The sequence below is a fragment of the Streptomyces sp. NPDC017448 genome, assembly GCF_044330565.1.
Lineage (GTDB): Bacteria > Actinomycetota > Actinomycetes > Streptomycetales > Streptomycetaceae > Streptomyces.
On the sequence record NZ_JBIRLM010000001.1, the window covers coordinates 483,436 to 509,734 of the forward strand.

Genomic DNA, 26,299 nt, shown 5'->3' on the forward strand with positions numbered 1-26,299 from the left:
GGCCGGAAAGGTTCACGGGCGGGCGCCGACGCGGTGTCCGTACGCGCACGGGCGGGCGCCGACGCGATGCCCGTACGCCCTCCGTCCCCGTTCCGTCAGCCGCGTCCCGGTCGCAGGGAGCGCAGCATGCCCAGCGTCCGGTCCTTCAGGCCGCCGCGCCGCACGGGCGGCCGCGGGATCTCCTCCGGGTCGCGCTCCGGCATGGGGACGGCGGCGGACGCCGGGACGCCCGCGTCGAGGACCGCCATCCGGTCCGGGGTGAGCTTGGCGTACAGCGTCGGCTCCACCTCCACCACGAAGGCGTCGAAGCCGATGAGGTGCCGGGCCCCGTCCGGGAAGACCCGCATCGCGGCGCACGCGTCGTACCGGACGGTGACCTGCCCGCCGGGGGTGACCAGGGTGACCGCCTCCGGTCCGACGGCCAGGCTCACGCCGTCGCGCTCCCGGGACCGGTGCACGGTGCCCGCCGGTTCGGGCACCGGGGCGGACCACTGGGGCGCCTGCGTGAAGCCCGCCCAGTCCACGGCCCGCCCCGGCACCTGGATCAGCGCGCTGTCGTACAGCTCCCCGGCCACGTCGCGCAGGTCCTCGACGGTGACGGCGTCCACCTCCGCCCGGTGCTCGTCCGGGCTCAGGTTGGGGTGCCCGGTGAGCACGTTCAGGGCGTACGAGGGCAGGGCCGTCGCGCAGATGTCCGGGCGTTCGTACTGCTTGAGGGCCTTCGCCCTGGCCGAGTCGAGTTCGGCCGGGTCGATGGTCCCGGCCCGCAGCCGCGCCAGCACGTCGATGAACCCGCCCACCACCGCGTCCTGCTTCTGCGGGAGCGCGTCCGCGAAGGCGGTGAGGGTCGCGTGGTCGTTGTCGCGCGGCTGGTAGTCGCAGTCGGCGGCGTAGGAGTAGCCGCCCTTCTGCCGCAGGTCCGTGAAGAGGGCCCGGCCCAGCACCTCCGCGAAGAGCGAGGCCGCCACGCTGCGCCGCACGATGCCGTCCAGGACCACTCCGCCGCTGCCGCCCGTGAGGTGGGCGGGGGTGACGGGCAGGGCCGAGGTCGGCACGGGCAGCGGCTGCCGCCGCCCGGCCGGCAGGGTCAGGTCCAGGCCCTCGGGCACGGTGTCGCCGATGATCCACAGGACCGCGTTGTCCCGGGTGAACCAGGTCGCGGCCCAGTCGCGCACCGCGTCGGCCGTCAGATGCAGGGTGCCGTACTCCGGGTAGCTGACCAGGCCGTAGCCCCGCGCTCCGTAACGCCACAGGGGCAGCTGGTGGTTGATGCCCCGGCTGCGGCCCGCCTGTTCGGTGCGCAGGATCTCGCGCTCGGTGGCGAGGCGTTCGACCGGCAGGTCGCGCAGGGAGGCGCAGACCCCGTTGAGGTAGGCGACGACCTCCTCGGCGGTGCCGGAGACCACGAAGTGGGTGTGGGTGGCGGCGGTGGACCCGTTGTAGTGCAGGTCGGAGACGCCGTGCCGGTGGAGCGCCAGGTGTTCCACGAGGTGGGTGAGGCCGGCCGTGGCCAGTGTCTCGTCCGCGGCCCCGACCCGGAAGTACAGGCCCGCGGTGACCGGGCCGCCGCCGGACCTGGCCGTGAGCAGGGTCGGGATGCGGTCGACCTCGGTCTCGGTGATGAACCCGGGCGCGGGGGGCGCGGCGGAAACGGAGCCGGCGGCGGGCCCGTCCGGTGTCGTGGCGGCGGCGGGGCCGTCGGTCTGCTGGGTCATCGTCGTTCAGCCCTTCGCCAGTGCGCGTCTGCGGTGCTTGAGGAACTGCACTTCCCGGTCGCCCCAGTAGCCCCAGGGCAGCTCGGTCGCCTTGTCCCCGAGGGTGCGGAAGTACGGGGCGGCCTCCCGGTGGTGACCGCCGAGGCTCAGGGCGCCCGCGAAGTCGTTGTGGTCGCCCACCCAGTGGAAGCCCGGCCGGTAGTCCGGGTGCCGTACGGAACGGTCGGCCGCGGCCAGGACGTCGTCCCGTACCTCCGTGGCGCGCAGGTAGTCGCCGGGTCCGTCGTCGCTGCCGTCCAGCCAGCGTTCCAGGTGAGCCTGGGCCACCAGCCGCCCCGCATGGCTCCCGGCGGGCGCCGCCTCCAGGCACTGCCGGGCGAAGCCGAACGCCTCCTCCCAGCGCCCTCCCCACTTGGGGCACAGCTGCTGGAGCAGCAGGATCTGCCCCTGGATGTGGTGCGGGTGGTGTTCGGCCAGCCGGTCGTACCGCCGCCGCGCCTCGCTCGCCCCGAGCTCCAGCCCCCGCGCGGTCGTCAGCCGGTACGACCAGGCGAGGGCGTACGACGGTTCGTCGGCGCACACACCGATCAGCAGTTGCTCGGCCCGCCGCAGCCAGCGGTGGAACTGCTGGAACTGCTCCCGCGACACGTGCTCCGCCGTGGACCCGCTGCGGATGTCCCAGCCGACGTCGATGTAGCGGGCGGCGAGCAGGGTGCGGGCCAGCGGCGACCCGTGGTCGGCGACCGCGCGTTCCAGGAAGCGTTCGGCGGAGCTGAGGCCGGCGACGAGGCTCGCGGCCACCGCCCGCTCGTCCTCGTCGTCGCCCAGGAAGGCGAAGTACGCCTCCACGGTGTCCCAGTCGTTCCCGCGTACGGCGGTGCGGAGGTCCACGAGGGAGGGGATCTGGCGGCAGAGGTCGAACTCGGCGCGGATCAGGTCGGGTTCGGTCGGAGACACGTCGGTCCTCGGATGCTGGCTGCGGACGCGACCGGTGGGGTCCCGGGCGCGGGAGGCGCGCGCGGCGTGTCGACGAACGGGCAGGTGGCGGCAGTTGGGCGGCAGGAGGGGGGAAGAGGGGGAAAGGAGGGGAGGGCGGTGTGATGATCGGAACGGGAGGCTAGCACCCGGCGCGGGCTGAGCGCGGGGGAGTTTCCCCGGGCCGGGCACCCGGGCGCCCGGTCTCTGTGCGCCGGGCCTCTGCGGACCGGGCCTCTGCGCGCCGGACGAAACCGAGGGGCGAACGCCGGGCCCGTGCGGGCCCGGCCTCGCACTCAGGCGTCCTGCGGGTACCAGCGCAGTTCGACGGTGTTGCCGTCCGGGTCGGTGACGTAGACCGACGTGGCCGACCCCCGTGCCCCGAAGCGGGGGACGGGCCCCTCCTTCACCGTGAACACTCCGGAGTCGATGACCTCCTGCCAGTCGAGCGGCTCGACGACGAGACAGATGTGGTCCACGTTCGACTCGCCGCGCGGGCGGTCGAGCAGGTCGATGATCGTCGTCGGGCTGACCCGGACCGAGGGGAACGGCACCTTGCCCGCCCGCCACTCCTCCACCCGGACCGGCTCCAGGCCCAGCGGCCCGCAGTAGAACTCCAGGGCCCTCTCGACGTCACCGACGTTGAGGACGAGGTGGTCGAAGTCCTTGACCTGGACCATCGGCTGTATGGGCACGGTCAGACCTCCGAGGTGTACGTGGTGAAGCCGGCCCAGCCGGTGGGGGTGAAGCCCAGGTGCGGTCCGCCGGCGGGGAGCTGCTTGGAGTCGCGTACGCGGATGGCGGTGAGGTCGGTGGCGGCCTCGACGCAGGACGGACCGTCGTTGGTGCTGCAACTGCTCTTGAACCAGGTCGGCTCGGGGGTGCTCATGTCTCTCCCGACAGTTTCTCGATGAATTCCCGCGACAGCCGGGGCGCGAGGGCCTGCGGCCGGAGCAGGGTGGAGCGCATCTCCAGGATCTGCACCTGCCTCGGATCGCTGATCGGTCCGCTGGTCAGCCCGCTGACCAGCTGGGCCTCGTTGAGCCCGACGGCCTTTCCGCCATGGAGTTTAAGGAGGCGGTGCGAGCCGCCCGGTCCAGCGTGTTCCTCCGCCTCCATGGGCATGACCGGGAGCTCGACATACCGCAACCGGCTCAGCTCCAGCAGGTGTTCGAGCCGGCGTCGCAGGGCCGTTCCGCCTCCGGTGACGCACGACGCAAAAGCTTTTGAGTACCTGTCTGTGATCCCTGGAGAAAACACCCCACCCACCCTCCCGGGTGTACCTCTGCGGGCCCCGCGTCAGCGGGCGCGAGGCGCCATCACCCGCGCGGGTGGAGCGTGCTGATCGGGCTGGCTTTTGGCCCTGTTGGCGGGCATATGCTCACGCTGACCACCACCCCAGACATGAGACGGCCCCCGGCCGGGACTGGCATCCCGACCGAAGGCCTGGCCACCAAGGAAGTACGGAGCTTCCCGATGGATACCCAGCAGGTTAGCGCGCCCCCGCCCGTTCCGTCCGCCGGTGTCGTACACGTCAACATCCGGCTCACCGACGGCTACACGATCATCTCCAACCGGCTCTCCCAGCACCGGGGCCTCTCCCTGCTGGCGATCGGCCTCTGCACCCACATCCAGTCGGTTCCCGATGGGTGGCGGGTCGGTATCAAGGCGCTCGCCGCGATCTTCCCGGAGAGCGAGGCCCGCATCGCCGCCGCGTTGCGGGAGCTGGAGCGGCACGGCTTTCTGCGCCGCGTCCGGGTGCGGGCGTCGGGCGGGCGGGTGACCGTGCGCACGGAGTCGTACAACCATCCGGAGGCGTCGGTCCGGCGGGCGACGGCGAGCGGGACCGTACGGCTGGTGGTGACCGGAGCCGCGCCCGAGCCCGCGCCCGTCCCCCGACCCGTTCCCGTACCTGTGCCGCAGCCGGCACCCGCACCCGCACCGGCCCACGTGCTGGTGTCGGTACCGGAGACCGTGCCCGACCCGGCTGACCCCGCCCCCGCCCCCGCCCCCGTACCGGAGTCCGTCCGGCGGCTCGTGCCGTTGCCCACCGCGCCGAAACCGCCGCCCCCGCCGCTGTCCCGCCCGTGCGAGCCCGGCGCCGCGTTGTCCGGCGAGGCCGTCCGGCTGCTCGCCGGGCTCCAGCTCTCCGCACCCGGATTCGTCCTCTCCGAGGCGGACGTCGAGCGGCTCGCCCCCGGCGTCGCGGCCTGGCTGGAGCGCGGGGTGCGACCGGAGGCCGTACGGGCGGCGCTCACCGACGATCCGCCCGTGCCCCTCCGGCATCCGGCCAAGCTGCTGCGGCACCGGCTCATCGCGCTCCTCCCGCCACCGCTGCCCGCCGTCGCCCCGCTCCAGAACTGCGACGGCTGCGACCGGGCCTTCCGGTCGGCGGCGCCGGGGTGGTGCCGGGAGTGCCGCGAGGTACGCGCGTACGCCGACGAGCGCTGCCCGACCGGAGCGTGATCGGCCTTCCCGGTCAGACGGTCTGGACGGTCCGCGGACCGCCCGCCCGCGCGCTCCCGCCTCCCGCCCGCGCACGCCTTGTCCGCACACCCCCCACCCGCGCGCCCCGCGCGCACGCCTCGTCCGTGCGGCACGGTCAGCCGTGCCGGCCCCCGTGGTGGTCGACGAGGCGGGTGAGCAGGTCGGTCAGGACCTGCCGGTCGGACGGGGGCAGCGGCGCGAGGAACGCGTCCTGGGCGGCGGCGAGCAGCCGGTCGAGGCGGCCGAGCTCCCTCCGGCCCGCCGTGGTGATGCTGACGATGTTGCGCCGACGGTCCTGCGGGTCGGGCGTCCGGTCGAGGAGCCGCCGCTCGGCCAGGTCGTTGACGGTCGCCACCATGTCGCTGCGGTCGATGCCCGTGCGGCGGCCCAGGTCGGCCTGGCTGGACGGGCCGTACTCCTCCGAGGCGGCGAGAAGGGCGTAGTGGTAGCGCCGGACGCCGGCCTCGGCGAGCGCCCGGTCCACGATCCGGTTGGCGGCCAGAGCCGCCTGGTTGGTCAACCTGCTCGGCAGCGCGCGCAGCCGCTGCGGCGGCGTCCCCTCTTGGGTGTCCATGAACGCAACCTATACAACTCGTTGGCCGGACCCACGAACCGGCCGTATGGTGGGTCGCCCCAACGTTGGTTGCACCAATGATATGGAGGACCGCGACCGTGATCACACCGTTCCGCATCGATATCCCGCAGGCCGACCTCGACGACCTGAACGACCGCCTCGCCCGCACCCGTTGGCCCAACGAGGTCGCCGACGCCGGGTGGGACTACGGCTTCCCGCTGGCACGGCTCAAGGAGCTGGCCGACCGCTGGCACACCGGCTACGACTGGCGGAAGCACGAGGCCGCGCTCAACGAGTTCACCCATTTCACCACCGAGATCGACGGCCAGAACGTGCACTTCGTCCACGTCCGCTCTCCGAAGCCGGGCGCACTCGCGCTGATCCTCACCCACGGCTGGCCCGGATCCTTCCTGGAGTTCCTCGATGTGGTCGAGCCGCTGGCGCGCGACTTCCACCTGGTGATCCCGTCCCTTCCGGGCTACGGCTTCTCCGGGCCCACCCGCGAACGGGGCTGGGACGCGGACCGGATCGCACGGGCCTGGGCCGAACTCATGCGCCGCCTCGGCTACGAGCGTTACGGCGCACAGGGGGGCGACTTCGGTTCGGGCATCTCGACGGCGCTCGGCGCGGCGGCCCCCGGCCACGTGGTCGGGGTGCACGTCAACTACCTGCCGACCCGGCCCGACCCGGACGCCGGGATCGACCTCTCGCCGGAGGACGAAGCCCGCCTGGACGGGGTCAGGCGGCTGATGGCGAACCGCCCGCCGTACCAGGCCCTCCAGTCCGCCACCCCGCAGACCATCGGCTATGCGCTGACCGACTCGCCGGTCGGCCAGCTCGCCTGGATCGCCGAGCGCTTCGCCCAGTGGACCGATCCCCGCTCGCCGGTGGACGACGAGCGGATGCTCACCGACGTCTCGCTGTACTGGCTGACCGCCACCGCCGCGTCCTCGGCACGGCTGCACCGGGAGATGGTGCGGGCGACCGTGCCGTGCCCGGTGCCGGTGGGGGTGGCGGTGTTCGCCCACGACATCACGCGCTCGGTGCGGCCGCTGGCCGAGCGGCTGTACGACATCCGGCACTGGTCGGAATTCGACCGGGGCGGTCACTTCGCCGCGATGGAGGTGCCGGAGCTGTTCGCCGAGGACGTCCGGGCCTTCTTCCTCGGGCTCCCCGCCCGGTGAGCGCGGAAGAAACCGCGGACGGCCTCCCGATCCGTCCCGGCCCCGTTCGTCGTCCTCCTGTGGGGCAGTCCTGAAAGGCTGGAACACCCGGGCGGAACAGAGCCGGCCGAGCCGTACCGGCCGTCGCCGCGCACCGGGCGTCGCGTACGCCCCTCACGCCCACCGGGTGCGGCGTACGCGGTGGCCGGCCGGACCGGATGCCGCCTCGGCCCGGTGGGCGGCATCCGACGGCCGGACGCCGGAACCGGCTACCCGCTGTGGTCCAGCAGACCGGTGTCGATGGCCTCGGCGATCAGGGTCGCGCCGCGGCTGTTCTGGTGGATGTGGTCGGTCGTGAGCACGAGACCCCGCCGCCGGGAGATCGTGTCGAGGCTGCGGCGCAGTACCGCGTGCTGCACGAGGACGCCGATGACCGCCGCGGGCGTCGCTTCCCGGTACGGGACCGGCGGCGGGTCCGCTCGGCGCAACTCCTCGACCTGGCGTTCGTGGAGCGGGAGGTAGGCCACCTCGTGGGCGGCGGCGACCTCGGAGATCATCCGGCTGTACGCCTGCGATGCGCGGGCCGCCGCTCCTTCGGACCGCTGGCCGAGCACCGGCAGCGACAGCAGGCCGATCGTCGCGTCGGTCTCCGTACGCAGCCGTGTGACGACGGCTTCCAGGCACTGCTGGAACCAGCCCGCCGACGGGCGTTCGGGAAGCTGCTTGCGCTTCATGGCCCGCTCGACGGGGTAGCCGGCGAGGCTCGCTCGGGCGTCGTTGGTCCCGATCAGCACGGTGATCACATCGGGCGGGTTCGTGACGACGGCATCGAGGCGCTGCATGAGGTTGTAGGCGAAGTCGCCGTTGGCGCCGAAACGGGCAAGGCGCACGTCGCCGGGCGGGTGGCGTCGGGCGAGGAGATCCAGGTAGTCGACGCTGAACTGGGCGCGGGTGAGGCTGTCGCCGAGGCACGCGACGCGTGTCGTCACGGCGCTTCCTCCGGGCTGGGCGTGCCGGCGCGTCCGGTCGCACGGGCGTCGGCCCGAGGGCGGGTGTCGGTCCGAGGGCGGTGGTCGGTGCCGAGGGCCGCGGTGACGGACAGGAGGGACGACGGGCCCTCCATGTCGACCACGTGCCACACCCCGGCCGGGTTGACGGTGGCCTCCCCCGGCCCGAGCGGAACGCGCTCGGGAACCCCGTCCACCTCGCGGGTGACCGTCACGGACCCGCTGAGGCAGACGACCAGTTCGTCGCCCGCGGGGTGGCTCTCTTCGTGGTCGCCGGGCCCCTCGCCGTCGAAGATCATCACCATTCGGCCTTCGGCGCCGTCCGCCGCGACCGCGTCGCTGTAGGCCCGGAGCACCTCCGGGCTCCAGGCGAAGCCCTCGACGGGTTTCGCTCGCGATCCCAGCCCGAGGTGGACGGGGGTGGTCCGCAGGTCTATGGCATCGCGTGGGTGGTCGACGAGTCTCATGCCGAGGATCGTCCACGACGGCGCTCGGCCGGTCTTGAAGAAAAGGGAAGGAGAGGAGAAGGAGCCGGGGTGGCGGGGGGAGGGCCGGGGGTCACCCGGCTCCTAGCAGGACTTCTCCGCGACGCCAGGCCGTCGGTGACCGGCCCGTGAACTCGCGCCAGTCCCGCACGAGATGGGCCTGGTCGGCGTAGCCGGAGACGGTTGCCACCGTGCCCCAGGGGAGCGGATTCCGCGCCGCCGCCAGTTCGTGCGCGTGCTCGAAGCGCAGGACGCGGGCGAAGGTCTTCGGCGACAGGCCCACCTCACCGCGGAACCGCTCGGTGAGGTGCCGGCGGCTCCAGCCGAGTTCGGCGGCGACCGCACCGACCTGGGCGCGGCCCCGCGCCGCGACGAGGCGGCGCAACGCCTCGGCCACCTCGGGGCGCACCCGCCGCACGGGGTCGCCGCAGCCGCCACGGCCGACAGCGCGCAGGAGCAGTTCGTCCACCACGGTGAACCGTGCCGCCCATGTCGGCGCGGACCGGAGCCGGTCGACCAGCTCGGCGCCGAGTGCTCCGAGAAGTTCGTCCAGGGGGACCAGCCGGTGGGCGAGCTCGGCGGCGGGCATGCCGTAGACGGCCCGTGCCCCGAGCGGTGTCAGCGCCACCTGAACACCCTGCTGGCGTCCGTCGTGGTGAAGCGCGACGGACCGGCACATCAGACCGCCGGCCACGCTGCCGAACCGGGTGACCGGCGACCCGTCGTCGACGCCCGCCGCCAGCTCCAAAGGGTCTGACAGGCTGATCACCGCGGTGAGCGCGCGGCCCGGCGGGCCGCAGTGCACCCCCGCCGGGAGCCCGCGGAGGTCGAAGCCCACGTAGGAGTCGACGTACTGCCGCAGGGCGGGCGCCGGACGGGCACTGATCCCGGGGGCCGTGTGGTCCTCCATTTCCGTGAGTGTACGAGCCGCTCGGCCCGGAGGCACCGCCACCCGTTCTCGTACCGCTGCCGCCTGGTCTCGTACGGCCGCCGCCTGTTCTCGTACCGCCCGTGCCGGCGCGTGTGCGGCGCTGGACGGCAACGGCAACGGCAACGGCGGTGCGCGGGAGAGGCCGTGGCCGGAATGGTTACCTTGACCTGACCATGACATAGCAGGACTCTGAACCCGTCGCACAGCTCCACCCCCCACCCCGACGGACCCAGGAGAAGCCAGCATGCGACTTGCCACTCCGCGGACGCCCCGGCCGAGAACCCGGCCGGCGAAGCCCCGCCGCACCGCCGCCCTCGCCGTCCTGCTCGCCCTCGGCCTCGCCGCCCCCGCCGCCACGGTGGCGACCGCCGGACCCTCGGCCCCGGACGCGGCCGTCGCCGCGGACGAGCGGACGCTCCAGTACGAGATCCCCGGGCGCACCACCCCCGCCGCCCGTACCGACATCGCCCGCGCGGGCGTCTCGATCGACGAGGTCCACGACCACGGCGTCGTGGTCACCGCGGACGCCGCCCAGGCCCGCAAGCTCCGGGCGCGCGGCCACACCCTGGAGGCCCTGCCCGCCCCCGCCGCCGCCCCGCACGCGGCGGACGGCGTGAACGCCCTCGACTTCCCGCCCGCCGACTCCCGCTACCACAACTACGCCGAGATGAACGCGGAGATCACCGCCCGCATCGCGGCGAACCCGGCCATCATGAGCAAGCGCGTCATCGGCAAGACGTACCAGGGCCGGGACGTCATCGCGGTCAAGGTCAGCGACAACGTCGCCACCGACGAGGCAGAGCCGGAAGTCCTCTTCACCGCCCACCAGCACGCCCGCGAGCACCTGACCGTCGAGATGGCGCTCTACCTGCTGCGCGAGCTGGGCCAGGGGTACGGCTCCGACTCCCGGATCACGCAGGCGGTCAACGGCCGCGAGCTGTGGATCGTGCCGGACATGAACCCGGACGGCGGTGAGTACGACATCGCCTCAGGCTCGTACCGCAGCTGGCGCAAGAACCGGCAGCCCAACTCCGGCTCCAGCGCGGTCGGCACCGACCTCAACCGCAACTGGGCCTACAAGTGGGGCTGCTGCGGCGGCTCCTCCTCCAGCCCCTCCTCCGAGACCTACCGGGGGACGGCCGCCGAGTCCGCGCCCGAGACGAAGGTCGTGGCGGACTTCGTGCGCAGCCGGGTGGTCGGCGGGAAGCAGCAGATCACGGCGGCCATCGACTTCCACACGTACAGCGAGCTGGTGCTGTGGCCCTTCGGCTACACGTACAACGACACCGCCCCCGGCATGACCGCCGACGACCGCAACGCCTTCGCGGCGGTGGGCAAGAAGATGGCGGCCAGCAACGGGTACACCGCCGAGCAGTCCAGCGACCTCTACATCACCGACGGGTCGATCGACGACTGGCTGTGGGGCTCGCAGAAGATCTTCGGCTACACCTTCGAGATGTACCCGCGCTCGGCCTCCGGCGGCGGCTTCTACCCGCCCGACGAGGTCATCGAGCGCGAGACGTCCCGCAACCGGGACGCGGTCCTGCAACTGATCGAGAACGCGGACTGCATGTACCGGTCCATCGGCAAGGAGGCGCAGTACTGCTCCTGACCGTTCCGGACTGCTCCTGACCGCTCCTGACGGGGCGAGCCCGACGCCGCTCCGGTGCGCGACCCGACAGGGCCCGCACCGGAGCGGGGCCGTGTGGCCGCTGGGGTCCGTACCGGCGTCAGGCCACGTCGTGGACGCTGTGCTCGCCGAGGTCCGGGGCGTGACGGGCGACCGTCCGGTAGGCGAGGTCGTCATGGAGGCCCGTCAGCCCGTGGTGGGCCACCGTGGCGGCGAGGACCAGGTCCACCGCGGAGGCGCTGCGATGCCGCCCGGCGCGTGCCATGCGGTGCTGGACCGAGGTGATCCGGCGTCCCGCGCCCTTCGGTACGGAAACGTCCGGGTAGAGGTCGGCGAACATCTCCACGATCTCGTCGTACTCGCGCGCGTCACGGGCGCCGTACAGGAACTCCACCCGCTGCGGATGGCAGGAGGCGATCGTTCCGGCCTCGATCGCCTCGGACCAAGCCGATGAGAGGGCTGCGCTGGAGAGCAGTCGTACGAGGCCCGAGGTGTCGAGCAGGTAGATCACTGAGCGTCCTTCTCCGCCCGGTGCCGCCGCTCGGCGTCCTCGACCGCACCCCAGGTGCGCGCGCGGTCGAAATGGCGGCTGAGGCGTGCCGCCCGCTCCTGCTGCTCGGCGTAGAAGCGCAGAGCGATGTTGACGGTCTCCTTCTTCGTCCGGGCCTTGGACAGGGCCATCGCCCGCTCCAGAGCTTCATCGTCTATGTCGATCTGGGTCACCGACATGTCCGGCCCTCCCGTCGTGCGTCCTGCGCCATGTGGGGCATGTACGAAGAATCGTGTGTGACCAACATTCCTCCCGCGAACCGCTTTCGGCCTTATGGTGCCGCTATGTGCGGAATCGTGGGTTATGTCGGTGGACAGTCGGCGCAGGACGTCGTCGTCGCGGGACTCAAGCGCCTCGAATACCGGGGCTACGACTCGGCGGGCGTCGCCGTGCTCGCGGACGGCGGGCTCGCCGCCGCGAAGAAGGCGGGCAAGCTCGTCAATCTGGAGAAGGAGCTGGGCGACCGGCCGCTGCCGGCCGGACGGACCGGCATCGGACACACCCGGTGGGCGACGCACGGCGCGCCCACCGACGCCAACGCCCACCCGCACCTGGACAACGCGGGCCGGGTCGCCGTCGTGCACAACGGGATCATCGAGAACTTCGCCGCCCTGCGGCGCGAGCTGACCGGGCGCGGCCACGCCCTGGAGTCCGAGACGGACACCGAGGTCGTCGCACATCTGCTGGCCGAGGCGTTCTCGGCGGGCGGGGAGCTGGCGGAAGCGATGCGGCAGGTGTGCCGGCGGCTGGAGGGGGCGTTCACCCTGGTCGCCGTGCACGCGGACCAGCCGGACGTGGTGGTCGGCGCCCGGCGCAACTCGCCGCTCGTCGTCGGCGTCGGGCAGGACGAGTGGTTCCTCGCCTCCGACGTCGCCGCCTTCATCGCGCACACCCGCTCCGCGATCGAGCTGGGCCAGGACCAGGTGGTCGAGCTGAGCCGGGAGGGCGTCGTCGTCACCGGCTTCGACGGGGAGCCGGCGGAGGTGCGCGAGTACCACGTGGACTGGGACGCCTCCGCCGCCGAGAAGGGCGGCCACGCCTCCTTCATGCTCAAGGAGATCGCCGACCAGCCCGGGGCCGTGGCCGACACCCTCCTCGGCCGGGTCGACGGGGAGGGGCTGCTCCACCTCGACGAGGTGCGCATCCCCGCCGCCGAGCTGCGGGAGGTCGACAAGGTCGTCATCGTCGCCTGCGGCACCGCGTTCCACGCCGGGATGATCGCCAAGTACGCCATCGAGCACTGGACCCGGTTGCCCTGCGAGACCGAGCTGGCCAGCGAGTTCCGCTACCGCGACCCGATCCTCGACCAGCGCACCCTGGTCGTCGCCATCTCCCAGTCCGGCGAGACCATGGACACCCTGATGGCCGTGCGGCACGCCCGCGAACAGGGCGCGAAGGTCCTCGCCGTCTGCAACACCAACGGCTCGACCATCCCGCGCGAATCCGACGCCGTCCTCTACACCCACGCCGGGCCCGAGGTCGCCGTCGCCTCCACCAAGGCCTTCCTCACCCAGCTGGTCGCCTGCTACCTCGTGGCGCTCTACCTCGGCCAGGTGCGCGGCACCAAGTGGGGCGACGAGATCCGCACCGTGGTGCGCCAGCTCGCGGACGTGCCCCGCGCGGTGGACCGCGTCCTCACGACGATGGAGCCGGTGCGCGAGCTGGCCCGGTCCCTCGCCCACCACGACACCGTCCTCTTCGTCGGCCGGCACGTCGGCTACCCGGTCGCCCTCGAAGGCGCGCTCAAACTCAAGGAGCTCGCCTACATGCACGCCGAGGGCTTCGCGGCCGGCGAGCTGAAGCACGGTCCGATCGCGCTCATCGAGGAGGGGCTGCCCGTCGTCGTCATCGTCCCCTCGCCGCGCGGCCGTTCGATCCTCCACGACAAGATCGTCTCCAACATCCAGGAGATCAGGGCCCGGGGCGCGCGCACGATCGTCGTCGCCGAGGAGGGCGACGAGGCCGTCGCCCCGTACGCCGACCACCTCATCACCGTCCCCGCAACGCCTACGCTGCTTCAGCCGCTGGTCGCCACCGTGCCGCTCCAGGTCTTCGCCTGCGAGCTGGCGACGGCCCGCGGCAACGAGGTGGACCAGCCGCGCAACCTGGCGAAGTCCGTGACCGTAGAGTGAGCCGGGGCGCGCCCCGGGTGATGGGGATGGCGAGGGTGGGTTCGTGATCATCGGAGTCGGGATCGACGTGGCCGAGATCGAGCGGTTCGGTGCGGCGCTGGAGCGTACGCCCCAGTTGGCCGACCGGCTCTTCGTCGCCGGGGAGCTGACGCTGCCGAGCGGCGAGCGGCGCGGGACCGCCTCGCTCGCCGCCCGGTTCGCGGCGAAGGAGGCCCTGGCCAAGGCGCTCGGCGCGCCGGGCGGACTGCTCTGGAGCGACGCCGAGGTCTGGGTCGAGGAGAGCGGGCGGCCCCGGCTGCGGGTGACCGGCACGGTCGCCGCCCGCGCCGCCGAACTGGGCGTGCGCGGCTGGCACGTCTCCCTCAGCCACGACGCGGGCGTGGCGTCGGCGGTGGTGATCGCGGAGGGGTGAGCCCGGAGGGCGCCGCCGGGGAGAGGGGGGCGTGCGCAGGGCGAACCCCGCGTGTGCGCCGGAGGAGGCCGGGGCCTGCGCGTGCGCCGGGGAGGCCGGGACGAGCGGGGAGCCCGCCGACCGCGGCCCGCCCGCTCCCCGACGGGCGGAGCCGGCGCCCGCCCCGGGGACCACGGCGCGCGCCACGCCCCCCGGGGTTGGCGTCCGGCCCCGTGATCGCGGAGGGTGGGGACCATGCGACGTGCCTACAGCGTGGAGACCGTACGGGCCGCCGAGGCCGCCCTCATGCAGCGTCTGCCGGAGGGCGCGCTGATGCAGCGCGCCGCCGCCGGGCTCGCCGTGGCCTGCGGCGATCTGCTGCGGCGCAACGGCCGGGTGTACGGGGCCCGGGTCCTGCTCCTCGTCGGCAGCGGCGACAACGGCGGCGACGCCCTCTACGCGGGCGCCCGCCTCGCCCGCCGGGGCGCGGGCGTCCGGGCCCTGCTGCTCGCTCCCGACCGGGCCCACCCCGGCGGCCTCGCCGCGCTGCTGGCCGCCGGGGGGCGGGTGGTGGACGGGCCGGACGGGCTCGGCGTGCTCGACCTCGTCGTGGACGGCATCACCGGCATCGGCGGACGCGGCGGGCTGCGGCCGGACGCCGCCGAGCTGCTGCACACCGTGGCCCGGGACCGCACCCCGGTGCTCTCCGTCGACCTGCCGAGCGGGGTGGAGGCCGACACCGGGGAGGTGCACGGCGACGCGGTCCGGGCGGACGCGACCGTCACCTTCGGCACCTACAAGCCCGGCCTCCTCATCGACCCGGCCGCCGAGCACGCCGGCGCCCTGCGGCTGGTGGACATCGGGCTCGGCCCGGAGCTGCCCGAACCGCCGGACCTGGAGGCGCTCCAGTACGCGGACGTGGCGGCCCTGCTGCCGGTGCCCGGGGCCGAGAGCGACAAGTACCGGCGCGGAGTGGTCGGCGTCGTCGCCGGGTCCGAGCGCTACCCGGGCGCGGCCGTCCTCGCGGTCGCGGGCGCGCTGCACGGCGGGGCCGGGGCCGTGCGGTACGTGGGGCCGGGCGCGGAGGCCGTGATCGCCCGGTTCCCCGAGACGCTGGTGCACGAAGGACCGCCGTCGCAGGCCGGACGCGTACAGGCGTGGGTCGTCGGGCCCGGGCTCGGGGACGGCGAGGACGCGGCGGCGGCCGTCGCCGACGTGCTGGCCGCCGACGTCCCCGTCCTGGTCGACGCGGACGGGCTGCACCTGTTGGACGCGGAGACCGTACGGACCCGGACCGCCCCCACCGTCCTCACCCCGCACGCGGGCGAGGCCGCCGCCCTCCTCGGCAGGGCCCGGGACGAGGTCGAGAGCGGGCGGCTCGCCGCCGTCCGCGAACTGGCCGCCCGCTACCGCGCCACCGTCCTCCTCAAGGGCTCCACGACCCTGGTCGCGGAGGCCCGGGACACCCCCGTGCGGGTCAACCCGACCGGTACGTCCTGGCTCGCCACGGCGGGCAGCGGCGACGTGCTCTCCGGGCTGACCGGCTCCCTGCTCGCGGCCGGGCTCGCCCCGCGCGACGCCGCCTCCGTGGGCGCGTACCTGCACGGGCTCGCCGCCCGGCGCCGCTCGGACGGGGCCCCGGTCTCCGCGCAGGACGTGGCGGCCGGCATCCCGGCCGCCTGGCGCGACGTGCGGGCCGGCTGAGCCGGGGACAGAGTGGAAGGCCCGCCCCGCGCGACGGCCCGCGGGGGCGAGGCGGCCGAGGAAGGGCGGTCGGACATGGCGCACGGCAGCGGTCCCGTACGGGTACGCAGGGCGTACGACCCCGTCGAGGACGGTGACGGCGCCCGGGTGCTGGTCGACCGGCTCTGGCCCCGGGGCGTCTCCAAGGAGCGGGCCGGCATCGACCTGTGGCTGAAGGACGTCACGCCCTCGGACGAGCTGCGTTCCTGGTACCACCACGACCGCGAGGACCGGCACGACGCGTTCGTCGAGCGCTACCGCGCCGAACTCGGCGACGCGACGCACACGGAGGCGGTCGGCCGGCTCGTGGACCTGGTGCGCGAGGGCGGTCCGGTCACCCTCGTCACGGCGGCCGAGGACGTGCAGGACAGCCATGTCCCGGTCCTGGTCGACCACCTGAAGCATGTGATGAAACGTACATAAGTCCGGTCGACGGCGTGCGATGCCGGGGAGGCCGCCGACGCCTCTGAGAGACTGGGCGCGATGAACGAGACAGCGTCCCTGAGAGCCCGTGCCGAGATCGACCTCGCCGCGCTGCGCGCCAACGTGCGCGTCCTGCGCGAGCGGGCGGCCGGTGCGCAGCTCATGGCCGTGGTGAAGTCCGACGGCTACGGGCACGGGGCGGTGCCCTGCGCCAGGGCCGCGCGGGAGGCCGGGGCGACCTGGCTCGGCACCGCCACCCCGCAGGAGGCGTTCGCCCTGCGAGCGGCCGGGATCGACGGCCGGATCATGTGCTGGCTGTGGACGCCCGGCGGGCCCTGGGGCGAGGCGATCGAGGCCGGCATCGACGTGTCGGTCAGCGGCATGTGGGCGCTGCGCGAGGTCGTCGCGGCCGCCGAGGCCGCCGGCCGCCCCGCCCGGGTCCAGCTCAAGGCCGACACCGGGCTCGGCCGGAACGGCTGCCGGCCCGCCGACTGGCCGGAGCTGGTCTCCGAGGCGCTGGCCGCCGAACGGGCCGGACGCGTCGAGGTCACCGGGCTCTGGTCCCACTTCGCCTGCGCCGACGAGCCCGGCCACCCCTCGATCGCCGCCCAGCTCGACCTCTACCGCGCGATGGTGGCGTACGCCGAGAAGGAGGGCGTGGAGCCCGAGGTGCGGCACATCGCCAACTCCCCGGCCACGCTCACCGTCCCCGAGTCCCACTTCGACCTCGTCCGGACCGGCATCGCGATGTACGGCATCTCGCCCGCCCCCGAGCTGGGCACGCCCGCCGACTTCGGACTGCGCCCGGTGATGACGCTGGCCGCCTCCGTCGCCCTGGTCAAGGACGCCCCCGCCGGCCACGGCGTCAGCTACGGCCACCACTACACGACGTCCGCGGAGACGACCCTCGGCCTGGTCCCGGTCGGGTACGCGGACGGCGTCCCGCGCCACGCGTCGGGCCGGGGCCCGGTGCTGATCAGCGGGAAGGTGCGCACGGTCGCGGGCCGCGTCGCCATGGACCAGTTCGTGGTCGACCTGCACGGCGACCGGCCCGAGGAGGGCGCGGAGGCGGTGCTGTTCGGGCCGGGCGACCGGGGCGAGCCGACCGCGCAGGACTGGGCGGAGGCCGCCGACACCATCGCGTACGAGATCGTCACCCGCATCGGGGCCCGGGTGCCGAGGGTGTACGTGCACGAGACGGCCGATCCGGCGGGCGGGGCCCGTACCGCCGGTCTGTTCGAGGCGACCGGGGCCTTCGGGGCGGGCGGGGGCGTGGAGCGGTGAGCGAGAGCAGCGCGGAGGCCGTGGTGGCCGCGACCGCCAACGCGGCGGGCGCCGCCGGGGCGGCCGGCTGGCGGCGGGCCGGGCTCGCCGGGGCCGCGATAGGGGTGCTGGCGGCGGGCGCGGCGGCCGGGGTCGCCGTGGAGCGGCTGACCGTCGGGCGCGGCATGCGCAAGAAGGCCCGCCTGGCGCTGGACGCCACCGGGCCCTACGGCTCCCTGCGCGGCACGCCCGGCCGGGCCGTCGCCGACGACGGCACCGAGCTGTACTACGAGGTCGACGAGGTGGAGGCCGAAACGCCCGCGGGCGGGGCCGCTCCCGAGGAGAACGCCTCCGGACCCCGTCGCCGCAGGCTCTTCGGGCACAAGACCCCCGCCCCGGTCACCGTCGTCTTCAGCCACGGCTACTGCCTCGGCCAGGACTCCTGGCACTTCCAGCGCGCCGCCCTGCGCGGCCTCGTCCGCGCCGTCTACTGGGACCAGCGCAGCCACGGCCGCTCCGGGCGGGGCCGGTCGCAGGCGGAGGGGGTGCCGCTCGGCATCGACCAGCTCGGCCGCGATCTGAAGGCGGTCATCGACGCGGCGGCCCCCGAGGGCCCGCTGGTGCTGGTCGGGCACTCCATGGGCGGCATGACGATCATGGCGCTGGCCGACCAGTACCCGGCGATCGTCCGCGACCGGGTCGCCGCCGTCGCCCTGGTCGGCACCTCCAGCGGCCGGCTCGCCGAGGTGGACTTCGGGCTGCCGGTGGCGGGCGTCAACGCGGTGCGCCGGGTGCTGCCCGGGGTGCTGCGGGCGCTCGGCTCGCAGGCGGAGCTGGTGGAGAAGGGGCGGCGGGCCACCGCGGACCTCTTCGCCGGTCTGATCAAGCGGTACTCGTTCAGCTCGCGGGAGGTGGACCCGGCGGTCGCCCGGTTCGCGGAGCGGCTGATCGAGTCCACCCCGATCGACGTGGTCGCGGAGTTCTACCCGGCCTTCACCGAACACGACAAGAGCGGCGCGCTTCCCGCCTTCCGGGACGTGCCCGTGCTGATCCTGGCCGGGGACAAGGACCTGGTCACCCCCGGCTCGCACAGCGAGGCCATCGCGGACGTGCTGCCCGACGCCGAGCTGGTGATCGTGCCGGACGCCGGACACCTGGTGATGCTGGAGCACCCGGAGACCGTCACCGACCGGCTGGCCGACCTGCTCGTCCGCAGCGGCACGGTGCCGCCCGCTAACGTTGGCGGGCATGGAAGCACCGCACGACAGCCCGGCCGCTGAGACCGCCCCGGACCCCGCAGGACCCCCCGCTCCCGGGCCCGCCGCCCCGGACCCCGCCGGGACCACCGCTCCCGGACCCGCCGCTCCGGCCGCTCCCGGCGGGACCGGCGAGCCCGCCGGAGCCGTGCCGGAGGCCGTCAGCGTGACGCTCACCGTCACCTCCCCCGAACAGATGCAGGAGCTGGGCCGCCGCCTGGCCCGGGTGCTGGCCCCCGGCGACCTGGTGATGCTCACGGGCGAGCTGGGCGCCGGGAAGACGACGCTCACCCGGGGCCTCGGCGAGGGCCTCGGCGTACGCGGCGCGGTCACCTCCCCGACCTTCGTCATCGCCCGCGTCCACCCCTCCCTGACCGGCGGACCCGCCCTCGTCCACGTCGACGCCTACCGGCTGGGCGGCGGGCTCGACGAGATGGAGGACCTGGATCTGGACGTGTCGCTGCCGGAGTCGGTGGTGGTCGTGGAGTGGGGCGACGGCAAGGTCGAGGAGCTGTCCGAGGACCGGCTGCGGGTCCTCATCGACCGCGCCACCGGCGACACCGACGACGAGCGGCGCGAGGTCACCCTGGTCGGGATCGGGGCGCGCTGGGCGGGGTTGCGGGCGGAGCTGGCGTAACGCTCGGGGAGTGGCCTTCCCGACAGGGCGTCGGTAAATTGTTGCGTACGGGCCCGTGGGCGTGGTCACATGGGTACGAGGCATGGTTAGGGTTGCCTAACCGTGCCCTCCACCGGAGCACCGAGGAGGCATCCATGCCGACGCCCGAGCGCGCAGCGCGACCGAAGGCCCGACCGACTCCGTCCGCCCTGTCGATGAAGGAGCTGCTCGCCTCGTGTGCGGCGGCCACCGCCGTCTCCACCCCGCCCGACGAAGCGGCCCGCGCGACGCCCCGCGACGAGGCGGGCGTCCAGCCCGAGGCCGTCCGGCCGCAGGCCGCGTAACGTGCGAAGCCCCCGTGGACCCGGTCCACGGGGGCTTCGCGGGGCGCTGAGCAGCGCCACGGAACCATGCCGTCCCTGCCAGCTGCGGCTGCGGGGACCGATACGCCCTACGGGACCACGACGACCTTCGCGCCGACCGTCGCGAAGCTCCACATCGCGTCGCCGTCCTCGCGCGTCATCCGGACGCCGCCGGTCTTCGAGGTCGGATCCGGGCTGGCCATCGAGCCGTCCTGGGCAGCACTGAAGCCGATCGCCACCTCGTCCACGTTGGCGAAGCGGACCACGTGCTCGATCGGGACGCCGTCCGAGCCCCGGACCGTGCCCGAGCGGGAGGTGACCTGGTGGACGCCGGGCGGCGGGCTGACGGGGCTGGGCATCACGGTGAAGGTGCGGAGCGCCTTGCCGTTCTCGTCCACCAGCCACACCCGGCGGTCCTTCAGCGCGTACACGACGCGCTCGCCCTTCCCGGACGCCGCCGGGACCGCCAGCGGGTCGACCGAGGGCTTCGGCTTCGCGGTGGGCTCGGCCGAAGCCGAGACGGACGCCTTCGGACCGGCCGTGGAGGCCACCGACGCGGGGGCGTTGGCCGATGCCTGGTAGGCGAGGAAGGCGACCGCGGCGACCGCCGCCGCGGTGAGCCCGGCCACGATTCCCGAGCTGCTCCTTGCCACCGTGCGTCCCCTTTCGGCGGCCCTCTGCCGCATGTCCTACAAGCGTTTACGTCGTACCCGTCGGATACCCGGTGACGGTAGCAGCAGCACGGGTGGGGGCCGGGACGCCGTACGGACGCCGTAACGCCGTCGGCGGAGCCGTAGGCTGTTTGCGTGCTCTTGCTCGCCATGGATACCGCCACGCCCGCCGTCACCGTCGCCCTCCACGACGGTACGTCCGTCATCGCCTCCTCGGGGCAGGTGGACGCCCGCAGGCACGGGGAGCTGCTGCTGCCCGCCGTCGACCGGGTCCTCGCGGAGGCCGGGACGACGCTCGACGCCGTGACGGACGTCGTCGTGGGCGTCGGCCCCGGCCCCTACACCGGGCTGCGGGTCGGCCTGGTCACCGCCGCCACCTTCGGCTCCGCCCTCTCCGTGCCGGTCCACGGCCTGTGCACCCTGGACGGCCTCGCGTACGCCGCGGGGGCGGAAGGGCTGGAGAGGCCGTTCGCCGTGGCGACGGACGCCCGCCGCAAGGAGGTCTACTGGGCGCGGTACGAGGACGGCCGCACCCGCACCGGAGAGCCCGCCGTGGACCGGCCCGCCGACATCGCCGCGGCGCTGGCCGGGCTCCCGGTGGTCGGCGCGGGCGCGGTGCTCTACCCGGACGCCTTCCCGGACGCGCGCGGCCCCGAGCACGTGGCCGCCGGGGCGCTCGCCGCCCTCGCCGCCGAACGCCTCGCCGCCGGACGGGAGCTGCTCCCGCCGCAGCCGCTCTACCTGCGCAGGCCCGACGCCCAGGTCCCGAAGAACTACAAGGTGGTCACCCCCCAGTGAGCGCAGCCACCCCCGCCGTACTGCGCGAGATGCGCTGGTGGGACATTGCGCCGGTGCTCGACCTGGAACACGCGCTGTTCCCGGACGACGCCTGGTCGCCCGGCATGTTCTGGTCCGAGCTGGCCCACGCGCGCGGCCCCGGCGCCACCCGCCACTACACCGTCGCCGAGGACCCCGCCACCGGCCGGATCGTCGGGTACGCCGGCCTCGCCGCCCTCGGCGACCTGGCCGACGTCCAGACGATCGCGGTCAGCCGGGACGCCTGGGGCTCCGGCCTCGGCTCCGAACTCCTCACCGACCTGCTCAAGGCCGCCACCGCCTTCGAGTGCGCCACGGTCCTCCTGGAGGTCCGGGTCGACAACGCCCGGGCGCAGAAGCTGTACGAGCGCTTCGGCTTCGAACCGATCGGCTTCCGGCGCGGCTACTACCAGCCGGGGAACATCGACGCCCTGGTCATGCGCCTCACCATGCACGAACACGCAGCGGAGAACGGGACTGAATGATGGCTGCCGACCAACCCCTCGTACTCGGCATCGAGACCTCCTGCGACGAGACCGGCGTGGGCATCGTGCGCGGCACGACGCTGCTCGCGGACGCCGTCGCCTCCAGCGTCGACACCCACGCCCGCTTCGGGGGCGTCGTCCCGGAGATCGCCTCCCGGGCCCACCTGGAGGCGATGGTCCCCACCATCGAGCGCGCCCTGAAGGAGGCGGGCGTCGCCGCCCGCGACCTCGACGGCATCGCCGTCACCTCCGGGCCCGGCCTCGCCGGGGCGCTGCTCGTCGGCGTCTCGGCCGCGAAGGCGTACGCGTACGCGCTCGGCAAGCCGCTCTACGGGGTCAACCACCTGGCCTCGCACATCTGCGTCGACCAGCTGGAGCACGGGCCGCTGCCCGAGCCGACGATGGCGCTGCTGGTCAGCGGCGGCCACTCCTCGCTCCTGCTGGCCCCCGACATCACCAGCGACGTCCGCCCGCTCGGCGCGACGATCGACGACGCGGCGGGCGAGGCGTTCGACAAGATCGCCCGCGTGCTGGACCTCGGCTTCCCCGGCGGCCCGGTCATCGACCGCCTCGCCAAGGAGGGCGACCCGGCGGCGATCGCCTTCCCGCGCGGGCTGACCGGCCCGCGCGACGCCCCGTACGACTTCTCCTTCTCCGGGCTCAAGACCTCCGTCGCCCGCTGGATCGAGGCGAAGCGCGCGGCGGGCGAGGAGGTGCCGGTACGGGATGTGGCGGCGTCCTTCCAGGAGGCCGTGGTGGACGTGCTGACCCGCAAGGCGGTCCGCGCCTGCAAGGACGAGGGCGTCGACCACCTCATGATCGGCGGCGGCGTCGCGGCCAACTCCCGGCTGCGGGCCCTGGCCGAGGAGCGCTGCGAACGCGCTGGCATCCGGCTGCGCGTGCCGCGCCCCAAGCTCTGCACCGACAACGGCGCGATGGTCGCGGCGCTCGGCGCGGAGATGGTCGCCCGCAACCGGCTCCCCTCCGACCTGGAGCTGTCCGCCGACTCCTCGCTGCCGGTCACGGAGCCGCACGTGCCGGGGACCGCGCACGGCCACGGGCACCCCCACGACCACGACCACGTGCACGAGATCAGCAAGGACAACCTGTACTCATGAGCGCCGCGACCATCGTCCTGATGTGGGAGGCCCGCGCCGCGGAGGGCCGCGGCGCCGAACTCCTGGAATGGGCGCGGGCCCGCTCCGCCGAGCTGGCCCGCGTACCGCACCGCCGCGAACTGCTGCGCGCCCCGCAGGACCGGGTGCTGGTGATGACGTGGTGGCAGGACGCCTCGTACGGCGACGACCTCCCCGAACTCCCCGAGCCCGACGCCGACCTGATCACCCGCCCGGTGCACCGCTGGCGCTTCGAGGCGGTGGAGTGAGGGCCCCGGGCGTCCGCGGGCGGGGACCGCGGCGCAGAGCATCCTGGGCCCGCCGGCCCCGGGGCCCCGCGCGTCCGCGGGCGGGTCAGGCGCTCGTGCCCCTGCGGGCGGGTCAGGCGCTCGTGCTCCTGCCGTCGGCCCCGCCCCCGCTCTCCCCGTCGCCATCGCTGTCGCCATCGCCGTCGTCGTCCCCGGCCGGCCTCCCACGGCGGAGCAGCCCCTCCACGATGGCGTCCAGCTCCTCGACGGCCTCGTAGTCGGCGGCGTACTCCCGCCAGCGGTCCTTGACGGCGGTGAGCCGGGGCAGCTCCGCCGCGTCCGCCTCCGTGATCAGCTCCGGGAAGAGCTCCCGGCGCGGAGGGTTCTCGGCCAGGCGGTCCGCCGCCCTGCGGAAGACCAGGTCTCCGTACACGTAATTCCAGATGGTCCGGTAGGCCCGGACCGAGCGGGCCGGGGAGAGGCCGCAGGCCAGCGCGCAGTCGATGATCTCCTCCACCATCCACAGGGCGCCGCGGTCGGTCAGGCCGCCCAGCGCCAGGATGTCCAGCACCCAGGGGACGCGGCCGACGACGGCGTGCATGTGCGCGGCCACCGCCACCATCCGCTCGCGCGGGTCCTCGGGCAGCTCCGGGCGCGGGAACGCCGCCGTCGTGCCGGACAGGGCGAGCATCAGCAGCTCGTCCTTGTCCTGCACGTAGTGGTACAGCGCCATGGGCGTGCTGCCCAGCTCCTTCGCCATCCGTCGCATGGAGAGGGCGCCGACCCCCTCCTCCTCGACGATGCGGCGCGCGGTGGCGACCATCACGTCCGGATCGAGCCGGCGGGGTCGTCCCACGGGACGCCCCGGCGCCCTCTTCTTCTGCTGATCGGACTTCTCGCTGGCCGGCACCCGGGCATTCTCCCCTTCCGGCGTCCTCCGCGGACCGGGGCGTTTGTTTTCTATACGCGTACGGTAATTATCCGGCCGAGGGAACCGCGATGGGGGAGGGGACGCCATGGACGGCGTGAGGAGCGGAGGGGCGGAGCCCACGGGGGAGGGCAGGGCAGGGGGCGCGGCGGAGGACGGGCCGGGGGCGGGGGAGAAGCACGCGCGGTGGCTGCTGTCGGTGGCGCTCACCGTGCAGTTCCTGGTGTCGCTGGACCTGTCCGTGGTGAACATCGCGCTGCCGGACATCCGCGGCGACCTCGGCTTCCGGGGGGAAGGGCTGCTGTGGGTCGTGAACGCCTACGCCCTCGCCTTCGGCGGGCTCCTCCTGCTCGGCGGCCGGCTCGCCGACCTGGCGGGGCCCCGCCGCGTCCTGACGGCGGGGCTGGCCCTGTTCGGGCTCGCCAGTCTGGCGGGCGGGCTCGCCTGGTCGCCCGGTTCGCTGGTGGCGGCGCGGGCGGTGCAGGGGGCCGGCGCGGCGGCCCTCGCTCCGGTGGCCTTCGCCCTGATCACCCTCGCCTTCCCGGCCGGGCCGGCCCGCTCCCGGGCGCTCGGGCTGTGGGGCATGGCGGGCGCGGCGGGCGGCGCGGTCGGGGTGCTGGCGGGCGGGGTGCTCACCGACGCGACGGGCTGGCGGTCCGTGATGCTGGTCAACGTGCCGATCGTCGCCTTCGCGCTGGCCGCCGCCGCGCGCACCGGACCGGTCGGGACCCGGCGGCGGGCCGGGGCGCGGCTCGACGTGGCCGGGGCGCTGCTGGCCACGGCCGGGACGACGCTGCTGGTCCTCGGCCTGGTGCGGACCCCGGACCACGGCTGGACCTCGCCGACCACGCTCACCTCGCTGGGCGGGGCGGTGCTCCTCCTGGCCGCCTTCGTCGCCGTCGAGCTGCGGACCGCCTCCCCGCTGCTCCGCCCCGGCCTGCTGAGGGGGCGGCCGGTGCTGGCGGCGAACCTGTTCTGCCTGCTGCTGGCCTCGGCCCAGTTCGGCGCGTTCTACTTCCTCTCCCTCCACCTGCAACTGGTGCTCGGCTTCGGGCCGACCGCCGCCGGGTTCGCGTTCCTGCCGTTCTGCGCGGGCGTCGTCGCGGGCTCGGTCCTCGCCCCCCGCGCGATCGCGGTCCTCGGCATGCGGCGGCTGATGGCGGCGGGCGCGGTGCCGGCGGCGCTCGGCATGGCCTGGTTCGCGGCGACCGCCACGGCCGACGGCTCCTTCCCCGTCTCCGTCCTCGGCCCGTCGCTGCTCTGCTCCTTCGGCATCGGGCTCTGCTTCGTCCCGCTCGGCACGGCCGCGACGACCGGTGTGGCCCCCGGTGAGACCGGAATGGCCTCGGGGCTGCTGAACAGCTCGCGCCAGGTGGGCGGTTCGCTCGGCCTCGCGGTCCTGGTCACCGTCGCCGTCCACGTCACCGGCGACGCCGCCGGGCCCGCCGCGCTGTCCTCGGGGTACGCGGCCGCGCTGTGGGCCGCGGCGGGCCTCCTGGCGGTGGCGGCGCCGACGGCGTACGTGCTGCTGCCACCGGAAGGGAGGGCGGTGGCGGCGGCTGCCGCGCCCCGGTGAGGCCGCTCCCGGGGTGGCGGCCGCCCGGCGGGCCGTCCTCGTCGTCCCGGCTTCCGGTGGGGGCCGTACCGGTGGTGCAGCGGTACGGGCGCGTGATCCGGGGCGCGTCCGATGAGTCCCGGCGGCGGGACCGGTCTACCTTCCGGACGTCACGGCCGCTCGGGCCGGGCGTACGGAGGGTGCGACGAGGAGAAGACCATGCAGAAGATCACCCCCTGTCTCTGGTTCGACGGACAGGCCCAGGAGGCCGCCGAGCACTACGTCGCGATCTTCGGCGGCGACTCCCGGATCCTGGACACCACCTACTCCGGCGAGTCCGGCCCCGGCGGGGCGGGCTCCGTCCTCACCGTCGACTTCCGGCTCGCGGGGCAGGAGTACACGGGGCTCAACGGCGGCCCGCAGTTCCCGTTCACCGAGGCGATCTCGTTCTCCGTGGACTGTGCCGACCAGGCCGAGGTGGACCGGTTCTGGGACGCGCTCTCCGAAGGCGGCGAGACGGGGCGGTGCGGCTGGCTCAAGGACAGGTTCGGGGTCTCCTGGCAGATCGTGCCGAACGAACTGCCGCGCCTGCTGGCCGACCCGGACAGGGAGAAGGCGGACCGGACCATGAAGGCGATGCTCCGCATGACCAAGCTGGACGTTCAGACCCTGCGCGACGCCTGACCGGGGCCGGGCCCTGCGCGACGCCTGACGGGGACCAGGTCCTGCGGGACGCCTGTCCGGGACCAGCCCTGCGCGACGCCTGTCCGGGGCCAGT

30 protein-coding genes are annotated in these 26,299 nt (G+C 74.3%); 17 read left to right on the plus strand and 13 right to left on the minus strand.

Annotated features, from left to right (window positions below; translation table 11 throughout):
- Nucleotides 1–95: 95 nt before the first annotated feature.
- The 5 genes from ACH4K1_RS02225 to ACH4K1_RS02245 form a co-directional block, all read right to left on the minus strand.
- Entirely contained in the window at nucleotides 96–1,715 is a 1,620-nt protein-coding gene (locus ACH4K1_RS02225; RefSeq protein WP_398085572.1) for a M16 family metallopeptidase, read from the minus strand.
- Nucleotides 1,716–1,721: 6 nt separating this feature from the next.
- Nucleotides 1,722–2,672: a hypothetical protein gene (locus ACH4K1_RS02230; protein ID WP_398085575.1), complete on the minus strand. Its 951-nt coding sequence runs from the start codon at nucleotides 2,670–2,672 to the stop codon at nucleotides 1,722–1,724.
- A gap of 314 nt (nucleotides 2,673–2,986) precedes the next feature.
- Nucleotides 2,987–3,370: a VOC family protein gene (locus ACH4K1_RS02235; RefSeq protein WP_398086567.1), complete on the minus strand. Its 384-nt coding sequence runs from the start codon at nucleotides 3,368–3,370 to the stop codon at nucleotides 2,987–2,989.
- 17 nt (nucleotides 3,371–3,387) lie between these two features.
- Nucleotides 3,388–3,579 carry a DUF397 domain-containing protein gene (locus ACH4K1_RS02240; protein ID WP_398085578.1) on the minus strand — a complete coding sequence of 64 codons (192 nt, stop codon included), beginning with the start codon at nucleotides 3,577–3,579 and terminating at the stop codon, nucleotides 3,388–3,390.
- On the minus strand, nucleotides 3,576–3,959 hold the full coding sequence (locus ACH4K1_RS02245; RefSeq protein ID WP_398085580.1) for a Scr1 family TA system antitoxin-like transcriptional regulator: 384 nt from the start codon (nucleotides 3,957–3,959) through the stop codon (nucleotides 3,576–3,578). The genes ACH4K1_RS02240 and ACH4K1_RS02245 overlap by 4 nt, the downstream gene beginning before the upstream one ends.
- Nucleotides 3,960–4,166: 207 nt before the next feature.
- Here ACH4K1_RS02245 and ACH4K1_RS02250 point away from each other — a divergent pair, with 207 nt between their 5' ends.
- Entirely contained in the window at nucleotides 4,167–5,156 is a 990-nt protein-coding gene (locus ACH4K1_RS02250; RefSeq protein WP_398085582.1) for a hypothetical protein, read from the plus strand.
- Between the two features lie 136 nt (nucleotides 5,157–5,292).
- On the opposite strand, the gene ACH4K1_RS02255 is transcribed toward ACH4K1_RS02250, so the two are convergent.
- Nucleotides 5,293–5,751, minus strand: a complete 459-nt coding sequence (locus ACH4K1_RS02255) for a MarR family winged helix-turn-helix transcriptional regulator (protein ID WP_398085585.1) — start codon at nucleotides 5,749–5,751, stop codon at nucleotides 5,293–5,295.
- Between the two features lie 98 nt (nucleotides 5,752–5,849).
- Here ACH4K1_RS02255 and ACH4K1_RS02260 point away from each other — a divergent pair, with 98 nt between their 5' ends.
- Nucleotides 5,850–6,935 carry an epoxide hydrolase family protein gene (locus tag ACH4K1_RS02260; RefSeq protein WP_398085587.1) on the plus strand — a complete coding sequence of 362 codons (1,086 nt, stop codon included), beginning with the start codon at nucleotides 5,850–5,852 and terminating at the stop codon, nucleotides 6,933–6,935.
- Nucleotides 6,936–7,183: 248 nt separating this feature from the next.
- Here the strand turns inward: ACH4K1_RS02260 and ACH4K1_RS02265 are convergent, their stop codons facing one another.
- From ACH4K1_RS02265 to ACH4K1_RS02275, 3 genes are all read right to left on the minus strand, one after another.
- On the minus strand, nucleotides 7,184–7,903 hold the full coding sequence (locus ACH4K1_RS02265; protein WP_398085588.1) for an SGNH/GDSL hydrolase family protein: 720 nt from the start codon (nucleotides 7,901–7,903) through the stop codon (nucleotides 7,184–7,186).
- On the minus strand, nucleotides 7,900–8,388 hold the full coding sequence (locus ACH4K1_RS02270) for a cupin domain-containing protein (protein ID WP_398085591.1): 489 nt from the start codon (nucleotides 8,386–8,388) through the stop codon (nucleotides 7,900–7,902). The genes ACH4K1_RS02265 and ACH4K1_RS02270 overlap by 4 nt, the downstream gene beginning before the upstream one ends.
- Before the next feature lie 91 nt (nucleotides 8,389–8,479).
- Complete coding sequence (locus tag ACH4K1_RS02275; protein ID WP_398085594.1) at nucleotides 8,480–9,316, minus strand: helix-turn-helix domain-containing protein; 837 nt, start codon at nucleotides 9,314–9,316, stop codon at nucleotides 8,480–8,482.
- 265 nt (nucleotides 9,317–9,581) lie between these two features.
- On the opposite strand from ACH4K1_RS02275, the gene ACH4K1_RS02280 reads away from it, so the two are divergent.
- Nucleotides 9,582–10,949 (plus strand): M14 family metallopeptidase, encoded by a 1,368-nt coding sequence (locus tag ACH4K1_RS02280; RefSeq protein WP_398085597.1) that lies wholly within the window; start codon nucleotides 9,582–9,584, stop codon nucleotides 10,947–10,949.
- A 118-nt stretch (nucleotides 10,950–11,067) separates the two neighbouring features.
- On the opposite strand, the gene ACH4K1_RS02285 is transcribed toward ACH4K1_RS02280, so the two are convergent.
- Nucleotides 11,068–11,478 (minus strand): PIN domain-containing protein, encoded by a 411-nt coding sequence (locus tag ACH4K1_RS02285; protein WP_398085599.1) that lies wholly within the window; start codon nucleotides 11,476–11,478, stop codon nucleotides 11,068–11,070.
- Nucleotides 11,475–11,696, minus strand: coding sequence for a type II toxin-antitoxin system VapB family antitoxin (locus ACH4K1_RS02290; protein ID WP_398085602.1), 222 nt, complete (start codon nucleotides 11,694–11,696; stop codon nucleotides 11,475–11,477). The genes ACH4K1_RS02285 and ACH4K1_RS02290 overlap by 4 nt, the downstream gene beginning before the upstream one ends.
- 105 nt (nucleotides 11,697–11,801) lie before the next feature.
- Here ACH4K1_RS02290 and glmS point away from each other — a divergent pair, with 105 nt between their 5' ends.
- The 8 genes from glmS (at nucleotide 11,802) to ACH4K1_RS02330 (ending at nucleotide 19,685) form a co-directional block, all read left to right on the plus strand.
- Nucleotides 11,802–13,649, plus strand: coding sequence for a glutamine--fructose-6-phosphate transaminase (isomerizing) (glmS, locus tag ACH4K1_RS02295; RefSeq protein WP_398085605.1), 1,848 nt, complete (start codon nucleotides 11,802–11,804; stop codon nucleotides 13,647–13,649).
- 43 nt (nucleotides 13,650–13,692) lie between these two features.
- Nucleotides 13,693–14,061 carry a holo-ACP synthase gene (locus tag ACH4K1_RS02300; protein ID WP_398085608.1) on the plus strand — a complete coding sequence of 123 codons (369 nt, stop codon included), beginning with the start codon at nucleotides 13,693–13,695 and terminating at the stop codon, nucleotides 14,059–14,061.
- A 234-nt stretch (nucleotides 14,062–14,295) separates the two neighbouring features.
- Nucleotides 14,296–15,744, plus strand: coding sequence for an NAD(P)H-hydrate dehydratase (locus ACH4K1_RS02305; protein WP_398085611.1), 1,449 nt, complete (start codon nucleotides 14,296–14,298; stop codon nucleotides 15,742–15,744).
- A 75-nt stretch (nucleotides 15,745–15,819) separates the two neighbouring features.
- The gene (locus ACH4K1_RS02310; RefSeq protein WP_398085613.1) at nucleotides 15,820–16,206 is read left to right on the plus strand and encodes a DUF488 domain-containing protein; all 387 of its coding nucleotides are present in this window, start codon (nucleotides 15,820–15,822) and stop codon (nucleotides 16,204–16,206) included.
- 60 nt (nucleotides 16,207–16,266) lie between these two features.
- A complete protein-coding gene (gene alr / locus ACH4K1_RS02315) occupies nucleotides 16,267–17,490 on the plus strand; it encodes an alanine racemase (protein ID WP_398085616.1) in 1,224 nt (407 codons plus the stop codon).
- On the plus strand, nucleotides 17,487–18,749 hold the full coding sequence (locus tag ACH4K1_RS02320) for an alpha/beta fold hydrolase (RefSeq protein WP_398085619.1): 1,263 nt from the start codon (nucleotides 17,487–17,489) through the stop codon (nucleotides 18,747–18,749). Before alr ends, ACH4K1_RS02320 begins: the two co-directional genes overlap by 4 nt.
- A complete protein-coding gene (tsaE, locus tag ACH4K1_RS02325) occupies nucleotides 18,718–19,362 on the plus strand; it encodes a tRNA (adenosine(37)-N6)-threonylcarbamoyltransferase complex ATPase subunit type 1 TsaE (protein WP_398085621.1) in 645 nt (214 codons plus the stop codon). Before ACH4K1_RS02320 ends, tsaE begins: the two co-directional genes overlap by 32 nt.
- A 134-nt stretch (nucleotides 19,363–19,496) precedes the next feature.
- Complete coding sequence (locus tag ACH4K1_RS02330; protein WP_398085624.1) at nucleotides 19,497–19,685, plus strand: hypothetical protein; 189 nt, start codon at nucleotides 19,497–19,499, stop codon at nucleotides 19,683–19,685.
- A 107-nt stretch (nucleotides 19,686–19,792) separates the two neighbouring features.
- Here ACH4K1_RS02330 and ACH4K1_RS02335 read toward each other — a convergent pair whose 3' ends face one another.
- Nucleotides 19,793–20,389 (minus strand): hypothetical protein, encoded by a 597-nt coding sequence (locus ACH4K1_RS02335; protein ID WP_398085625.1) that lies wholly within the window; start codon nucleotides 20,387–20,389, stop codon nucleotides 19,793–19,795.
- A gap of 135 nt (nucleotides 20,390–20,524) precedes the next feature.
- Here ACH4K1_RS02335 and tsaB point away from each other — a divergent pair, with 135 nt between their 5' ends.
- Genes tsaB through ACH4K1_RS02355 form a run of 4 tightly spaced genes read left to right on the plus strand, consistent with a single transcriptional unit; the run spans nucleotide 20,525 to nucleotide 23,059 of the window.
- Nucleotides 20,525–21,172: a tRNA (adenosine(37)-N6)-threonylcarbamoyltransferase complex dimerization subunit type 1 TsaB gene (gene tsaB / locus ACH4K1_RS02340; protein ID WP_398086569.1), complete on the plus strand. Its 648-nt coding sequence runs from the start codon at nucleotides 20,525–20,527 to the stop codon at nucleotides 21,170–21,172.
- Nucleotides 21,169–21,675 carry a ribosomal protein S18-alanine N-acetyltransferase gene (gene rimI / locus ACH4K1_RS02345; protein ID WP_228993297.1) on the plus strand — a complete coding sequence of 169 codons (507 nt, stop codon included), beginning with the start codon at nucleotides 21,169–21,171 and terminating at the stop codon, nucleotides 21,673–21,675. The genes tsaB and rimI overlap by 4 nt, the downstream gene beginning before the upstream one ends.
- Nucleotides 21,675–22,793 (plus strand): tRNA (adenosine(37)-N6)-threonylcarbamoyltransferase complex transferase subunit TsaD, encoded by a 1,119-nt coding sequence (gene tsaD / locus ACH4K1_RS02350; protein ID WP_398085628.1) that lies wholly within the window; start codon nucleotides 21,675–21,677, stop codon nucleotides 22,791–22,793. The genes rimI and tsaD overlap by 1 nt, the downstream gene beginning before the upstream one ends.
- On the plus strand, nucleotides 22,790–23,059 hold the full coding sequence (locus ACH4K1_RS02355) for a hypothetical protein (RefSeq protein WP_398085629.1): 270 nt from the start codon (nucleotides 22,790–22,792) through the stop codon (nucleotides 23,057–23,059). The genes tsaD and ACH4K1_RS02355 overlap by 4 nt, the downstream gene beginning before the upstream one ends.
- Before the next feature lie 112 nt (nucleotides 23,060–23,171).
- Here the strand turns inward: ACH4K1_RS02355 and ACH4K1_RS02360 are convergent, their stop codons facing one another.
- On the minus strand, nucleotides 23,172–23,948 hold the full coding sequence (locus tag ACH4K1_RS02360; protein WP_398085632.1) for a TetR/AcrR family transcriptional regulator: 777 nt from the start codon (nucleotides 23,946–23,948) through the stop codon (nucleotides 23,172–23,174).
- A 106-nt stretch (nucleotides 23,949–24,054) separates the two neighbouring features.
- On the opposite strand from ACH4K1_RS02360, the gene ACH4K1_RS02365 reads away from it, so the two are divergent.
- Nucleotides 24,055–25,542 carry an MFS transporter gene (locus tag ACH4K1_RS02365; RefSeq protein WP_398085635.1) on the plus strand — a complete coding sequence of 496 codons (1,488 nt, stop codon included), beginning with the start codon at nucleotides 24,055–24,057 and terminating at the stop codon, nucleotides 25,540–25,542.
- 198 nt (nucleotides 25,543–25,740) lie between these two features.
- Nucleotides 25,741–26,205 carry a VOC family protein gene (locus ACH4K1_RS02370; RefSeq protein ID WP_398085638.1) on the plus strand — a complete coding sequence of 155 codons (465 nt, stop codon included), beginning with the start codon at nucleotides 25,741–25,743 and terminating at the stop codon, nucleotides 26,203–26,205.
- The last annotated feature ends 94 nt before the right edge of the window (nucleotides 26,206–26,299 follow it).

Coding starts and splice junctions, on each gene's coding strand:
- ACH4K1_RS02330 (WP_398085624.1), top strand. CDS start 19,497: ATGCCGACGCCCGAGCGCGCAGCGCGACCGAAGGCCCGACCGACTCCG.
- ACH4K1_RS02235 (WP_398086567.1), bottom strand. CDS start 3,370: ATGGTCCAGGTCAAGGACTTCGACCACCTCGTCCTCAACGTCGGTGAC.
- ACH4K1_RS02240 (WP_398085578.1), bottom strand. CDS start 3,579: ATGAGCACCCCCGAGCCGACCTGGTTCAAGAGCAGTTGCAGCACCAAC.
- ACH4K1_RS02250 (WP_398085582.1), top strand. CDS start 4,167: ATGGATACCCAGCAGGTTAGCGCGCCCCCGCCCGTTCCGTCCGCCGGT.
- ACH4K1_RS02255 (WP_398085585.1), bottom strand. CDS start 5,751: ATGGACACCCAAGAGGGGACGCCGCCGCAGCGGCTGCGCGCGCTGCCG.
- ACH4K1_RS02275 (WP_398085594.1), bottom strand. CDS start 9,316: ATGGAGGACCACACGGCCCCCGGGATCAGTGCCCGTCCGGCGCCCGCC.
- tsaE (WP_398085621.1), top strand. CDS start 18,718: ATGGAAGCACCGCACGACAGCCCGGCCGCTGAGACCGCCCCGGACCCC.
- tsaD (WP_398085628.1), top strand. CDS start 21,675: ATGGCTGCCGACCAACCCCTCGTACTCGGCATCGAGACCTCCTGCGAC.
- ACH4K1_RS02355 (WP_398085629.1), top strand. CDS start 22,790: ATGAGCGCCGCGACCATCGTCCTGATGTGGGAGGCCCGCGCCGCGGAG.
- ACH4K1_RS02370 (WP_398085638.1), top strand. CDS start 25,741: ATGCAGAAGATCACCCCCTGTCTCTGGTTCGACGGACAGGCCCAGGAG.
- ACH4K1_RS02335 (WP_398085625.1), bottom strand. CDS start 20,389: ATGCGGCAGAGGGCCGCCGAAAGGGGACGCACGGTGGCAAGGAGCAGC.
- ACH4K1_RS02225 (WP_398085572.1), bottom strand. CDS start 1,715: ATGACCCAGCAGACCGACGGCCCCGCCGCCGCCACGACACCGGACGGG.
- ACH4K1_RS02280 (WP_398085597.1), top strand. CDS start 9,582: ATGCGACTTGCCACTCCGCGGACGCCCCGGCCGAGAACCCGGCCGGCG.
- ACH4K1_RS02305 (WP_398085611.1), top strand. CDS start 14,296: ATGCGACGTGCCTACAGCGTGGAGACCGTACGGGCCGCCGAGGCCGCC.
- ACH4K1_RS02290 (WP_398085602.1), bottom strand. CDS start 11,696: ATGTCGGTGACCCAGATCGACATAGACGATGAAGCTCTGGAGCGGGCG.
- ACH4K1_RS02310 (WP_398085613.1), top strand. CDS start 15,820: ATGGCGCACGGCAGCGGTCCCGTACGGGTACGCAGGGCGTACGACCCC.
- ACH4K1_RS02270 (WP_398085591.1), bottom strand. CDS start 8,388: ATGAGACTCGTCGACCACCCACGCGATGCCATAGACCTGCGGACCACC.
- ACH4K1_RS02365 (WP_398085635.1), top strand. CDS start 24,055: ATGGACGGCGTGAGGAGCGGAGGGGCGGAGCCCACGGGGGAGGGCAGG.
- glmS (WP_398085605.1), top strand. CDS start 11,802: ATGTGCGGAATCGTGGGTTATGTCGGTGGACAGTCGGCGCAGGACGTC.
- tsaB (WP_398086569.1), top strand. CDS start 20,525: ATGGATACCGCCACGCCCGCCGTCACCGTCGCCCTCCACGACGGTACG.
- alr (WP_398085616.1), top strand. CDS start 16,267: ATGAACGAGACAGCGTCCCTGAGAGCCCGTGCCGAGATCGACCTCGCC.